Genomic DNA, 13065 nt, shown 5'->3' with positions numbered 1-13065 from the left:
CAAAATTGAGATAGGCCCGCCCAGTGGGCAGCCCGAATACTACGCAGCGTAGACCAAAGCTGCCGCCCATCCACCCTCGGGTCTGAACCAGCGATTCGCCGAGTCTGCGGCATACTTTTGAACATTCGTGAATTGGCCCCGTCAACTGCGGGTCCATCCCCTATGCGTGAATTGAGGTACCGGACGCTGTGTGCGGACTGCTCGGGCTATTGACCTCCACCGGCACCACCGACGACGCGGTCGCCCGCGTCGACGCGGCGATGCACTGTCTACGTCACCGCGGACCGGACGAGCACGGCACTTGGCACGACGCCGACCTCGTCTTCGGTTTCAACCGGCTCTCGATCATCGACATCGAGCACTCGCACCAGCCGCTGCGCTGGGGCCCGCCGGAGAACCCTGACCGCTACGCCCTGACCTTCAACGGCGAGATCTACAACTACCTGGAGATTCGCGCCGAACTCGCGAAGGACCACGGCGCCACCTTCCGGACGGAGGGCGACAGCGAGGCGATCGTCGCCGCGTTCCACCACTGGGGCGCCGACGCGGTCCGCCGGCTGCGCGGCATGTTCGCCTTCGCGATCTGGGACACCGAGACCCGGGACCTGTTCCTGGCCCGGGACCCGTTCGGCATCAAGCCGCTGTTCCTGGCGACGGGCGCCGGTGGCACCGCCTTCGGCAGCGAGAAGAAGAGCCTGCTGGAGCTGACCGAGCTGATCGGCATCGGCACGGGCCTCGACCCCCGCGCCATCGAGCACTACACGGTGCTGCAGTACGTGCCCGAACCGGAGACGCTGCACGCCGACATCCGCCGGCTCGAGTCCGGTTCCTACGCCTGGGTGCGGGCCGGGGAGGCGCCGCGGATCACCCGCTACTTCACCCCGAAGTTCCCGGCGAAGCCGTTCACCCCGGGTTCTGAGCAGGCCCGCTACCAGGAGATCGCCGAGGCCCTCGAGGACTCCGTTGCCAAGCACATGCGCGCGGACGTGACCGTCGGGTCGTTCCTGTCGGGCGGCATCGACTCCACCGCGATCGCGGCCCTGGCCATCCGGCACAACCCGGACCTGATCACCTTCACCACCGGCTTCGAGCGCGAGGGCTACTCCGAGGTCGACGTCGCCGCCGAGTCGGCCGCCGCGATCGGCGCCAGGCACGTGGTCAAGGTCGTCAGCCCGGCCGAGTTCGCGGCCGCGATCCCGGAGATCATCTGGTACCTCGACGACCCGGTCGCCGACCCGGCGCTGGTGCCGTTGTGGTTCGTGGCGAAGGAGGCCCGCAAGCACGTCAAGGTGGTGCTCTCGGGCGAGGGCGCGGACGAGCTGTTCGGCGGCTACACCATCTACCGCGAGCCGCTCTCGCTCAAGCCGTTCGAGTACCTGCCGGCCCCGTTGCGACGGGCCGCCGGCAAGCTCTCCGACCGGATCCCGGAGGGCACCCGCGGCAAGAGCCTGCTGCACCGCGGCTCGATGACGCTCGAGGACCGCTACTACGGCAACGCGCGCAGCTTCAGCGACGCCCAACTGCGGAGCGTGCTGCGCGACTTCCGGCCGGAGTGGACGCACCAGGACGTGACAGCGCCGATCTACGCGCAGTCGCGGGACTGGGACCCGGTGGCGCGTATGCAGCACCTGGACCTGTTCACCTGGATGCGCGGCGACATCCTGGTCAAGGCCGACAAGATGACGATGGCGAACTCACTCGAGCTGCGGGTGCCGTTCCTCGACACCGAGGTCTTCGACGTGGCCTCGCGGGTGCCGCTGGATCAGAAGATCACCAAGACCACGACGAAGTACGCGCTGCGTCAGGCGTTGGAGGGGATCGTCCCGGCGCACGTGCTGCACCGCGCGAAGCTGGGCTTCCCGGTGCCGCTGCGGCACTGGCTCGCCGGCACGGAGCTGTTCGACTGGGCGCACCAGCAGATCGCGGACTCGCAGACCGACCACATCTTCGACAAGGCCGCGGTCGCCGCGATGCTGAACGCGCACCGCGAGGGCGTCTCCGACCACAGCCGTCGGCTCTGGACGGTGCTGTGCTTCATGGTGTGGCACGGCATCTTCGTGGAGAAGCGCATCGTGCCGCAGATCCAGGAGCCGGTCTACCCGGTCAACCTGTAGGTACTGACGCGCTCGTGCGCGGGTTGACGGGTCCGAAGGACCCGTCAACCGCGCACGAGCSGCGGAGCCGCCTACTTCAGCAGGGCACCGATCTCGTCGGCCGCGTCGGTCCCGTACGCGTCGGCCAGCCGCTTGACGGCGTCCTCGCGGTCCAGGCTCCACTCCTGGGTGCCGACGGTCTCGAGCACCAGCACCGCCACCAGCGAGCCGAGCTGTGCGGACCGCTCGAGGCCCAGCCCCGCGGCCTGTCCGGTGAGGAACCCGGCCCGGAACGCGTCACCGACGCCGGTGGGGTCCACCTTCGCCTTCTCCGGCACGACCCCGACGCGCACGAAGTTGCCCTCGTGGTCGACGATCTCGACGCCCTCCGCGCCGAGCGTGGTCACCCGCAGGCCCACCTGCTGCGCGATCTCGGTCTCGGTGAGCTCGCTCTTCTGCAGCAGCAGCGCCCACTCGTACTTGTTCGTGAACAGGTACTTCGCGCCGCCGATCAGCTCGCGGGCCTCGGCCCCGGAGAGCCGCGCGAGCTGCTGGGACGGGTCGGCCGCGAACGGCAGCCCCAGCTCGCGGCACTGCTCGGTGTGCCGGATCATCGCGGCCGGGTCGTTGGCGCCCACGAGCACCAGGTCCACACCGGCGGGCAGGTCGGCCAGCGAGATCTCGCGGGCCTCGCTCATCGCACCCGGGTAGAACGACGCGATCTGCGCCATGTCCTCGTCGGTGGTGCACACGAACCGGGCGGTGTGCGCGGTCTCGGAGATCCGGACCGACTCGCAGTCGACGCCGTGTCCCTCGAGCCAGGTCCGGTACTCCGCGAAGTCGGCGCCGACGGCCCCGACCAGCAGCGGCGATCCGCCGAGCACGCCCATGGCGTAGGCGATGTTGCCGCCGACACCGCCGCGCCGGACCACCAGGTCGTCGACGAGGAAGCTCAGCGAGATGTTCTGGAGCTGGTCGGCGAGCAGCTGCTCGGCGAACCGGCCGGGGAACCGCATCAGGTGATCGGTGGCGATGGAACCGGTGACCGCAATTGTCACGCTCGGGGACCTTTCAGTTGGTCGGGACGGCGTCCGCGCCGCCCCACTATTCGGTTGTGCCGCAAAACTGCCACGGTACCGGCACCGCGACGCGGGCCGCGCCGACCGGGCGGCACAGGAGTCGAGGCGTCGACCCCCGGACACGGCAAATGGCGCGGAACCCGGTCCGGGTTCCGCGCCACTGCCGCACGGCTCACACGGCGTACGCCGCGGGATCGATCAGTTGAACGAGTCTCCACAGGCGCAGGAGCCGGTGGCGTTCGGGTTGTCGATCGTGAAGCCCTGCTTCTCGATGCTGTCGACGAAGTCGATGGAGGCGCCCTCGACGTACGGCGCGCTCATCCGATCCACGGCCAGGCTGACGCCGCCGAAGTCGACGATCAGGTCACCGTCGAGGTTCCGGTCGTCGAAGAAGAGCTGGTAACGCAGCCCCGCACAGCCACCCGGCTGGACGGCGATACGCAGCGCCAGGTCGTCGCGACCCTCCTGGTCGAGCAACGCCTTCGCCTTGGCGGCCGCGGCATCGGTCATGACGACCTTGTGCGCGGTCGTCTCGTTCTGCACAGTCATGGGCTCTCCCTGTTCGCTCGTGCCAAACCCGTGAACGCTTCAACGGTACCCCGCCCTCCGATTATTCCTTCCCCACGTCCCCGGCTGTCGTCTCCGTGAGCGCGTGCGGCCGTCGATCGGGACCCGGCGTCGGGGGGGTGCGGCACCCGGAACGGGAGCGTGTCGTGCCCGCACCGGTACACGAAGTAGCCTGGTGGTGTGAAACTGCTGCGCCGAGGTAACCCCGACAATTCCGACAACGGAGACCGTGAGGTCGCCGAGTCGAGTGCCGCCGCGTCGGCGCCGTCCACCCCGACCGAGGGCAAGGGCCGGCCCACGCCGACCCGCCGCGAGGCCGAGGGCAAGCGTCGCGGGCCCGTCGCACCGGCGCCGCTGACCGCGAAGGAGGCCCGGGCCCGGCGCAAGCAGACCCAGGGCTCCAAGGAGGAGCGCAAGGCTGCGTCCGTGGAGCGTCGTGCCACCGCGGCCGACCGCCGTGCCCGGATGCTCGCGGGCGAGGACAAGTACCTGCTCCCCCGCGACAAGGGCCCGGTGCGCGCCTTCGCCCGTGACCTGGTCGACTCCCGCCGGCACCTGGTCGGCCTGTTCATGCCGCTGGCGCTGCTGCTGATCATGGCGATGTTCCTCAACCCCGCGGTCCAGTCCCTCGTCACCCTCGGCATGCTGGTGATGATGCTGTTCATGGCCGTCGAGGGGTACATCATGGGCCGCCGCATCAACAACCGCGTCCGCGAGCGGTTCCCCGAGACCACGGACGGCGGCTTCAAGCTCGGCTGGTACGCGTTCGTGCGGGCCTCGCAGATCCGGAAGATGCGGGCGCCGCAGCCGCGGGTCTCCCCCGGCGACGCCGTCTGACCCCCCGGGGGCGCCCMCCGGGCGCCCCACCGGTCCGGCTTCGACCAGTCGATATGCGGGAGAACACCGTTGGTACGGTCTACCGCGTGTCCTCCCCCGCCGTACCCAAGCGCACCCTGGTCCTCGGCGGCGCGCGCTCGGGCAAGTCCGGGCACGCCGAGGCGCTGCTCGCCGGCACGCCCGGCGACCGCGTCCGGTACGTGGCCACCTCCCGCCTCGACCCCGCCGACACGGACTGGACCAGCCGCGTCGACGAGCACCGGGTCCGGCGCCCGCAGTCCTGGTCCACCGTCGAGACGGCGTCGGGACCCGGCCTGGCCGAGGTGCTGCGCGCGGACGCCCCCGCGACCCTCGTCGACGACCTCGGCACCTGGCTGACCGCCGAACTCGACGCGGCCGCGGCCTGGGACCTGCCGCGGGGAACGGTGGGCCCGCGGGTGGACGACCTCGTCGACGCGGTGTCCCGTTATCCCGGCCGGCTCGTGCTGGTGAGCCCCGAGGTGGGCCTCGGCGTCATCCCGGAGACCCGCTCCGGCCGACTGTTCCGCGACGAGATCGGCGCGTTGAACGCCCGTCTCGCGCGGGCCTGCGACGAGGTCCTGCTCGTGGTGGCGGGCCTGGCGATGACCCTCAAGTGACACCTCCCGCGCACCCGGCGCGCCCTGCGACGACCCTCTTTCCGATCACCAGCGCTGACGTGAAAGGTCAACCGTGACAACCGAATCGCCCAGCCCCGTCGAGCCCGGCAGCCCCACCGCGGCCGCCTTCGACGCCGTCACCCCGCCGTCCGCGGCCGCGCGCGCCGACGCCGACGCCCGCCAGCTCCAGCTGACCAAGCCGACCGGTTCGCTCGGCCGGCTCGAGTCGCTCGCCGGCTGGGTCGCGGCCTGCCAGGACCAGTGCCCGCCGCACCTGTTCGAACGGCCGCGGGTGGTGGTCTTCGCGGGCGACCACGGCGTCGCCCGACACGGGGTGTCCGCGTACCCGGCCGAGGTGACCGCGCAGATGGTCTCGAACTTCCAGGCCGGCGGCGCCGCGGTGAACGCGCTGGCCGCGATCACCGGCGCCGGCGTGCGGGTGGTCGACATCGCGGTCGACTCCTACACGGACCCGACGGTCGCCACCCACAAGGTGCGGCGCTCGAGCGGTTCCATCGACCGCGAGGACGCGCTCACCGAGGACGAGACGCTGCGCGCGATCGCCGCGGGCCGCGCCATCGCCGACGAGGAGGTGGACTCGGGGGCGGACCTGCTGATCGCCGGCGAGATGGGCATCGGCAACACCACCCCCGCGACCGTCCTGATCGCCTCGCTCACCGACACCGAGCCCGTGGTGGCCGTCGGCCGCGGCACCGGCATCGACGACGCGGGCTGGGCCCGCAAGACGGCCGCGGTGCGTGACGCGATGCGTCGGGCGCGGCCGGTGGTCAAGGACCCGGCGGCGCTGCTGCGGGTCGCGTCGGGCGCCGACCTGGCCGCGATGGCAGGCTTCCTCGCGCAGGCGGCGCTGCGCCGCACGCCGGTGATCCTGGACGGCGTGGTGGTCACCGCGGCCGCGATGGTCGCGGAGGAACTCGCACCGGGTGCCCGGGACTGGTGGGTGGCCGGGCACCGGTCCACCGAGCCCGCGCACACGCTGGCCCTCACCCACCTACGGCTGGAGCCGCTCGTCGAGCTCGACATGCGCCTCGGCGAGGGGTCCGGGGCGCTGGTCGCGTTGCCGCTGCTGCAGTCCGCGATCGCGACGCTGACGAACATGGCCACCTTCGCGGACGCCGGCGTCAGCTCCGGCGAACCCGAAGCCGACGCCGCCGGTCCCGAGGACGAGACCACCGACCCCGAGGACGGGACCACCGCCCCCGACGCCGCCCCGCGCTGACCGTGACCGCCGCACTCGACGGCCTCCGCCTGGCGCTGTCCTGGCTGACCGTGCTGCCCGGCCTGCACGACCCGCGGCGGCCGGCCCCGGACCGCGTCGCGGGCCGCCGGGCGATCGCCGCGACCCCGGTGGTCGGGGTGCTCCTCGGCGCCGCCGCCGCGGGCCTGGTCTGGCTGCTGCTGGCGGCCGACCTCGAGCCCGCGCTGGCCGGACTGCTCGCCGTCGCCGCGCTGGCCCTGGCCACCCGCGGGATGCACGTGGACGGCCTGGCCGACACCGTCGACGGCCTCGGCTGCTACGGCGACCCGGCCCGGGCGCTCGAGGTGATGCGCAGCGGCGGCGTGGGACCGTTCGGGGCGGCCGCGCTGGTGGTCGTCCTTGCCGCACAGGCACTCTCGTTCGGCGCGCTCGCCCATGCCGGGCAGTGGCTCGCGCTCGTCGCCGCGGTCGCGGCGGGCCGGGTGGCCGCCGTGCTGGCCTGCCGGAAGGCACTGTCCGCCGCCGCGCCTACCGGGTTCGGCGCGCTCGTGGCCGGCACCCAGTCGAGGTGGGTGTGCGCGGGCTGGTCGCTCGCACTGCTGGCGGCCGCGTCCGCCGCGGTGCCGGTCCGCTGGTGGCAGGGCCCGGTGGTCGTCGCGGCCGCACTCGGGCTGACAGTCCTGCTGACCCGGCACTGCGCCCGCAGGTTCGGCGGCCTCACCGGTGACGTTCTGGGCGCCTCGATCGAGGTGACGGTGACCGTGGTCGCGGTGGGTCTCCTGCTCGGCGGCTGACGAGGTTTCGAGTAGTCGACTACTCGCACCGCCGACCGTCGGCCTTCCTACGCTGAGCACATCCGCGAAGGAGGCCGACATGACTCAGTGGTTACGACAGGTAGGACACCGTCGAGGTCCGATGGGAGCCATCAGTCTCGCCGTCGAGGACTACGACGCCAATCCCCGGTACTGCCGGCACGGGATCTGGGTCGGTTCCCGCACCGACGCGGCCGAGACCGTCGAGTACACCTGCCCGGCGGGCAGCCCCTCCCCCGATTTCCCGCACGGCACGATGCTGCTCGCCGCGGAGTCCGCGGGATCGGCGATCCTGCTCTACCCCGACGTCGCCTCGAACGGCGACGGAACCGAGCCGCCTTCCGGTACCGTCCGTCCGGTTCCCGGTTGTCCGGGGGTGACTTGTGTGGTCACCAGATCCGGTGAGGAGTACCGGATCTCGTTCGCCATCGCGGAGGGAACCGACCCGGTCGAGCTGGTCATCACGGCCCTGCCGTCCGGCCGGGACTGCTCGGAGCTGGAACCGACGACACTGTCGCTGGCGGGCTGCGTCTTCGAGTGGTCGGCGGACGACCTCGCCAGGGAACGGCGCTGCAAGGACCTCCGGCGACACCAGTACGTGCGGTATCCGCTGTTCGGGCGGCCCACGCCACCGGAACCTGTCGAGCACTGGTTGGACGAGCTCCGGGGTGACGACGTCCGCACCGTCCACCGGCTGACCGAGCTGCTCGGTACCGAGAGCGCGGAACCGGCCCTGCGGGACGCGGCCATGTCCCAGCTCCTCGGCATGTTCCTGACGTCCGCCAGGACCGTCCCGGCCGAGGCTGCCGACATCTCCTCTCGGCAGCGGACCGAGGCCGCGCCGGAGCCCGCTTCGTTGCCCTAGCCTGGTTCCGAACCAGCCTGCACCGGAAACGCCGACGGCCCACAACCATTCGGTTGCGGGCCGCGGGTGTGTGACCGATCAGGCGAGCGTGCTCATCCAGCCGTGGGTGTCGGCGAAGGTACCGCGCTGGATGCCGGTGAGGGTGTCGCGCAGCGCCATGGTGACCGCGCCCGGCTCGCCACCGCCGACGGTGAACTCGCCCTCGGCGGACTTGACCCGACCGACCGGGGTGATCACGGCTGCGGTGCCGCACGCGAACACCTCGGTGATCTCGCCGGAGGCCGCCTTCTCGCGCCACTCGTCGGTGCTGATCCGGCGCTCCTCCACCGCGAATCCGGCGTCGGCGGCCAGCGTCAGCAGCGAGTCGCGGGTGATGCCCGGCAGCAGGGAGCCGGACAGTTCCGGGGTGACCAGCCGCGCGTCGGGCCCGGATCCGAAGACGAAGAACAGGTTCATCCCGCCCATCTCCTCGACGTAGCGGCGTTCGATCGCGTCGAGCCAGACCACCTGGTCGCAACCCTCGTCGGCGGCCTGCGCCTGGGCGACCAGCGAGGCCGCGTAGTTGCCCGCGAACTTCGCCGCTCCGGTGCCGCCCGGGGCCGCCCGCACGTACTCGGTGGACAGCCACACGCTGACCGGCTTGACGCCCTGCGGGAAGTAGGCACCCGCCGGCGACGCGATCAGCAGGTAGCGGTACCGGTTGGCCGGCCGCACCCCGAGGCCCACCTCGGTCGCGATCATGAACGGCCGCAGGTACAGCGCCGCCTCGCCGCCCGCCACCGGGACCCAGTCCTTGTCCACCGCGAGCAGCTCGGTGATCGAGTTGAGGAACAGGTCGTCGGGCAGCTCCGGCATGGCCATCCGCCGCGCCGAGGCGCGCAGACGCTCGGCGTTCGCGGCGACCCGGAAGGAGGCGACGGTGTCGTCCTGCTGCCGGTACGCCTTGAGGCCCTCGAAGATGGCCTGACCGTAGTGCAGGACCATGGCCGCGGGGTCGAGCTGCATCGGCGCGTAGGGCTGGACGGTGGCGTCGTGCCAGCCCAGACCCTCGGTGTAGTCGATGGTGACCATGTGATCGGTGAAGTACTTCCCGAATCCGGGGTTCGCCAACACCCCGGCGCGCTCGTCCGCGGAGACGGGCGAGGGGTGGACGACGTGCATGAATTCGAGGACACCAGTCATGCGCCGATCCTAGCGAATGCGCCGTACGCCACTTTCGCGGCGTACGGCGAGCACAGGCCTCGGCTCAGCGGGTGTGCAGCGGGACGAACGGCGGGCTGACGATCTCGCAGCGCAGCGCGCGACCGCGGACGTCCACCTCCACCACGTCCCCCGCCGCCAGTTCGGCGTCGGAGTTCAGCAGGCCCAACGCGATCCCGACCTTGAGCGTCGGCGAGAAGGTGCCCGAGGTGGTCTCGCCGATCGGCGCCCCGTCGCGGAGCACGGTCTGGCCCTGCCGCAGCACGCCACGGTCGAGCGCCCGGATCCCCCACATCTTGCGGGCCGGGCCGGCCTCCTTCTCCGTGACCAGCGCGTCCCGGCCCCAGAACTGCGGCTTCTTCCAGCCGATGGCCCAGCCGCACCGCGCCTGCAGCGGCGAGATCTCGGTGGACAGCTCGTGCCCGTGCAGCGGGTAGCCGGCCTCGGTGCGCAGGGTGTCACGGGCGCCGAGCCCGGCCACCTCGCCGCCTGCCTCGCGGACCGCGGCCACCAACGCCCGGAACACCGCCTCGCTGCCGTCCCAGGTGGGCAGCACCTCGTAGCCGTGCTCGCCCGTGTACCCGGTGCGGCACACCCGCACCGGCGCGCCCTCGAAGACCGCGTCCTCGAAGGCCATGTAGTCCATGCCGGACGGAAGGCCCAGCGCGGCAAGGATTTCCGCGGACCGCGGCCCCTGCACGGCCAGGACGCCGTAGTCGCGGTGCTGGTCGGTGACCGTCACCCCGGCCGGGGCCTCCGCGGCCAGCGCCGCCACCACGGCCGCGGTGTTCGCGGCGTTGGGGACGAGGAACACCTCGTCGTCACTGACGTAGTAGGCGATGAGGTCGTCGACGACGCCGCCCGCCTCGGTGGCGCACAGCGTGTACTGCGCCTGACCCGGCCCGATCTTGCCGAGATCGTTGGTCAGCTTGGCGTTCACGAAGTCGGCGGCACCGGGGCCCGCGACCAGGGCCTTGCCGAGGTGGCTGACGTCGAACACGCCGACCGTCTCGCGAACTGCGGTGTGCTCGGCAACCGTGCCGGCGTAGGAGACCGGCATCTGCCAGCCGCCGAACGGCGCGAAGGTCGCACCGAGTTCGGTGTGCACAGCGTGGAGGGGTCCCTGCAGGAGGTCGGCTTCTGTCATGGGCGTTAACGCTAGCGGACCGCGTCGGGGGTCACGGCCACGGCGAACGCCCCGCCCACCGAACTAAGGTGTCGGGCAGTTGTCCACCCCCTGACGAAGGAGTGCACCCGTGAGTGCCGCCCTGTCCCCCGTAACCCCGCTCGGCCCCGCCCTCGCGCTGGCCGGCAAGATCTCTGCCCGCGCGGAGGTCCTGGTCATCGGGCTCACCGCAGGCCCCGACGGCCCCGAGCCGTCGGTCGGCGAGGCGCTCGACGACGAGACCGTGGAGGCGGTGCTCGCGAACCTGACGGCGGTCGGCGCGACCGGCCGCCCCGAGGAGGTCACCCGGGTCCCGGCGCCCGAGGGCGCCGGCGTCACCAGCATCCTCGCGGTCGGCCTCGGCAAGGCCGACGACGTCGACGCCGAGCAGGTCCGCCGGTCCGCCGGTGCGGCCGCCCGCGCGCTGACCGGGACGGGGACCGTTGCGACCACCCTGTCCGCGCTCGACCTCGGTGCCGCCGCCGAGGGCTTCTACCTGGGCGCCTACGCGTTCACCTCGTACAAGTCGAAGTCCGTCCCCGGCGCCGACGGACAGCCGGTCGCCCGCGTCGAGTTCCTCGTCGAGTCGCCCCGGACCAAGGCCGTCAAGGACGTGCTGGCGCGGGCGCTCGCGATCGGCGAGGCCGTCGCCACCGCCCGCGAGTTCGTGAACACCCCGCCCAGCCACCTGTTCCCGGCCGAGTTCGCGGCCCGCGCGAAGACCCTGGGCACCGAGGCCGGCCTCAAGGTCCAGGTGCTCGACGAGAAGGCGCTCGACAAGGCCGGCTACGGCGGCATCATGGGCGTCGGCAAGGGCTCCTCGCGGCTGCCCCGGCTGGTCCGGATGACCTACACCGGCGCGGCCCGCAAGTCGGCCCCGTCCGTCGCGCTCGTCGGCAAGGGCGTGACCTTCGACACCGGCGGAATCTCCATCAAGCCTGCCGCCGGCATGGAGGCCATGACCTCCGACATGGGCGGCGCGGCCGCCGTGATCGCGACCGTGGTGCTGGCCGCGAAGCTCGGGCTGAAGGTCAACGTGACCGCGACGGTGCCGATGGCGGAGAACATGCCGTCGAGCACCGCACAGCGGCCCGGCGACGTGCTGACCCAGTACGGCGGCACCACCGTCGAGGTCATCAACACCGACGCCGAGGGCCGGCTGATCCTGGCCGACGCGATCGTGCGGGCCTGCGAGGACAAGCCCGACTACCTGATCGACACGGCGACCCTGACCGGCGCCCAGATGGTGGCGCTGGGCAACCGCACCCCCGGCGTGATGGGCACCGACGAGTTCCGCGACCGGGTCGCCCGCATCTCGCAGGAGATCGGCGAGAACGCGTGGGCGATGCCGATGCCCGCCGAGTTGCGCGCCGACCTGAACTCGAAGGTCGCCGACCTCGCCAACGTCACCAACCACCGGTGGGGCGGGATGTGCGCGGCCGCGATCTTCCTCCGGGAGTTCGTCGCGGACGACGTCCAGTGGGCACACATCGACGTTGCGGGTCCGGCCTACAACTCCGGCGGCCCGTTCGGGTACACCGGCAAGGGCGGCACCGGAGTGCCGGTGCGGACGATGATCGCCGTGCTCGAGGACATCGCCGACAACGGATAGGCGACTGGCGTCGTCTGTGCGCCTTTCCGGTAGCGGTGCCTACCGGGAAGGCGCACGGGCCGTCAGGCCTGCTGGGCGCGTTTGCGCAGGATCTTCTGCCGGGCGTCGTGGTCTCGCATCCGCTGCGGGTAGCCGGTCTTGCGCACGTCGTAGACGGGGATGCCGAGATCCTCGCCGAGCCGGCGGGCACCGCGTTCGCCACCGACGCGGCGGCGGGTCCATTCCCCGTCGGTGGCCACCAGCACGACGGTGACCGGGGTGACCGTCGTCTGCGGCTCGACGTAGGCCTCGACGCCCACGTGCGTGTGCGCCCAGTTCGCCAGGTACTGCGCGTCGGAATCGGCGTCGGCGCGCGCGGAGACGCTGCGTCGCCGCCTCGAGAACTTGCTGAGCAAACCCACGATTTCCCCCTCCTCACCCGACGTCGATGCCGATTGCGTGGTCCAGTCTCAAGTTTGCCAGCAGTTCCTGTGCGCGAAATGAGGAAGCTGTGGCACGCCCCTCATCGGACGGCCCGAACCGATCAATGGAAGGATGGGCAGACGCCGTCCCGGGTCGAGTTCGTCGGGGTATTTCCCGACCGCAACTGGTTCCGTGACGTCGGCACTACTGCACAATGGATTTCGACCACAAGTCGACAAACTCAACAACCCGAACACAACTGTCGAGGAGTCAAAAGCATGGCCTTCTCCGTCCAGATGCCAGCCCTTGGTGAGAGCGTCACCGAAGGAACTGTCACGAGGTGGCTCAAGCAGGAGGGCGACACGGTGGAGGTCGACGAGCCCTTGCTCGAGGTCTCCACCGACAAGGTCGACACCGAGATCCCGTCCCCCGCTGCAGGCGTTCTGACAAAGATCGTCGCCCAGGAGGACGACACCGTCGAGATCGGTGGCGAGCTCGGCATCATCGGTGCCGCTGACGAGGCGCCGGCGCCCGCCGCCGCGCCCGCACCGGCCCCCGCGCCCGCCGCCGAGGCCG

The 13065-nt window shown here is 71.5% G+C and carries 13 protein-coding genes; 8 read left to right on the top strand and 5 right to left on the bottom strand.

Translation table 11 applies throughout. The annotated features are described in order from the left end of the window. Positions 1 to 188: 188 nt before the first annotated feature. Complete coding sequence (gene asnB, locus AC1DWC_RS21425; RefSeq protein WP_477911308.1) at positions 189 to 2114, top strand: asparagine synthase (glutamine-hydrolyzing); 1926 nt, start codon at positions 189 to 191, stop codon at positions 2112 to 2114. A 71-nt stretch (positions 2115 to 2185) separates the two neighbouring features. Here asnB and AC1DWC_RS21420 read toward each other — a convergent pair whose 3' ends face one another. After that, positions 2186 to 3151 carry a carbohydrate kinase family protein gene (locus AC1DWC_RS21420; RefSeq protein WP_477911306.1) on the bottom strand — a complete coding sequence of 322 codons (966 nt, stop codon included), beginning with the start codon at positions 3149 to 3151 and terminating at the stop codon, positions 2186 to 2188. A 219-nt stretch (positions 3152 to 3370) separates the two neighbouring features. After that, a complete protein-coding gene (locus AC1DWC_RS21415; RefSeq protein ID WP_072847385.1) occupies positions 3371 to 3721 on the bottom strand; it encodes an iron-sulfur cluster assembly accessory protein in 351 nt (116 codons plus the stop codon). Between the two features lie 198 nt (positions 3722 to 3919). Here AC1DWC_RS21415 and AC1DWC_RS21410 point away from each other — a divergent pair, with 198 nt between their 5' ends. The 5 genes from AC1DWC_RS21410 (at position 3920) to AC1DWC_RS21390 (ending at position 8110) form a co-directional block, all read left to right on the top strand. Continuing rightward, positions 3920 to 4576, top strand: a complete 657-nt coding sequence (locus AC1DWC_RS21410) for a DUF3043 domain-containing protein (RefSeq protein WP_477911304.1) — start codon at positions 3920 to 3922, stop codon at positions 4574 to 4576. 53 nt (positions 4577 to 4629) lie between these two features. Continuing rightward, positions 4630 to 5214, top strand: a complete 585-nt coding sequence (locus tag AC1DWC_RS21405; protein ID WP_477911302.1) for a bifunctional adenosylcobinamide kinase/adenosylcobinamide-phosphate guanylyltransferase — start codon at positions 4630 to 4632, stop codon at positions 5212 to 5214. Positions 5215 to 5287: 73 nt separating this feature from the next. Further along, on the top strand, positions 5288 to 6454 hold the full coding sequence (cobT, locus tag AC1DWC_RS21400) for a nicotinate-nucleotide--dimethylbenzimidazole phosphoribosyltransferase (RefSeq protein ID WP_477911300.1): 1167 nt from the start codon (positions 5288 to 5290) through the stop codon (positions 6452 to 6454). A 2-nt stretch (positions 6455 to 6456) separates the two neighbouring features. Next, a complete protein-coding gene (locus AC1DWC_RS21395) occupies positions 6457 to 7227 on the top strand; it encodes an adenosylcobinamide-GDP ribazoletransferase (protein ID WP_477911298.1) in 771 nt (256 codons plus the stop codon). Between the two features lie 121 nt (positions 7228 to 7348). Next, positions 7349 to 8110 (top strand): hypothetical protein, encoded by a 762-nt coding sequence (locus tag AC1DWC_RS21390; protein WP_477911296.1) that lies wholly within the window; start codon positions 7349 to 7351, stop codon positions 8108 to 8110. A 78-nt stretch (positions 8111 to 8188) separates the two neighbouring features. Here the strand turns inward: AC1DWC_RS21390 and AC1DWC_RS21385 are convergent, their stop codons facing one another. Both AC1DWC_RS21385 and gcvT read right to left on the bottom strand, forming a co-directional pair. Then, positions 8189 to 9292 carry a branched-chain amino acid aminotransferase gene (locus tag AC1DWC_RS21385; RefSeq protein WP_477911294.1) on the bottom strand — a complete coding sequence of 368 codons (1104 nt, stop codon included), beginning with the start codon at positions 9290 to 9292 and terminating at the stop codon, positions 8189 to 8191. A gap of 64 nt (positions 9293 to 9356) precedes the next feature. After that, positions 9357 to 10457, bottom strand: coding sequence for a glycine cleavage system aminomethyltransferase GcvT (gene gcvT / locus AC1DWC_RS21380; RefSeq protein WP_477911292.1), 1101 nt, complete (start codon positions 10455 to 10457; stop codon positions 9357 to 9359). A 109-nt stretch (positions 10458 to 10566) separates the two neighbouring features. Between gcvT and AC1DWC_RS21375 the strand changes: the two genes are divergently transcribed. After that, entirely contained in the window at positions 10567 to 12087 is a 1521-nt protein-coding gene (locus tag AC1DWC_RS21375; protein WP_477911290.1) for a leucyl aminopeptidase, read from the top strand. A gap of 62 nt (positions 12088 to 12149) precedes the next feature. On the opposite strand, the gene AC1DWC_RS21370 is transcribed toward AC1DWC_RS21375, so the two are convergent. Further along, positions 12150 to 12488, bottom strand: a complete 339-nt coding sequence (locus AC1DWC_RS21370) for an oxidoreductase (RefSeq protein WP_477911288.1) — start codon at positions 12486 to 12488, stop codon at positions 12150 to 12152. Between the two features lie 279 nt (positions 12489 to 12767). Between AC1DWC_RS21370 and AC1DWC_RS21365 the strand changes: the two genes are divergently transcribed. Then, positions 12768 to 13065, top strand: a 298-nt coding sequence (locus AC1DWC_RS21365) for a biotin/lipoyl-containing protein (RefSeq protein ID WP_477911286.1), incomplete at its 3' end; no start/stop codon positions are given.

The organism is Rhodococcus sp. P4_C10 (genome assembly GCF_056402135.1).
Note: the sequence above shows the minus strand (reverse complement) of the source record. Positions and strands in the feature narration are given on the sequence as shown.

Bases quoted from the DNA above. Each gene is read 5' to 3' on its own strand.
- gcvT (WP_477911292.1), bottom strand. From the start codon at position 10,457: ATGACAGAAGCCGACCTCCTGCAGGGACCCCTCCACGCTGTGCACACC.
- AC1DWC_RS21390 (WP_477911296.1), top strand. From the start codon at position 7,349: ATGGGAGCCATCAGTCTCGCCGTCGAGGACTACGACGCCAATCCCCGG.
- AC1DWC_RS21385 (WP_477911294.1), bottom strand. From the start codon at position 9,292: ATGACTGGTGTCCTCGAATTCATGCACGTCGTCCACCCCTCGCCCGTC.
- AC1DWC_RS21415 (WP_072847385.1), bottom strand. From the start codon at position 3,721: ATGACTGTGCAGAACGAGACGACCGCGCACAAGGTCGTCATGACCGAT.
- AC1DWC_RS21405 (WP_477911302.1), top strand. From the start codon at position 4,630: ATGCGGGAGAACACCGTTGGTACGGTCTACCGCGTGTCCTCCCCCGCC.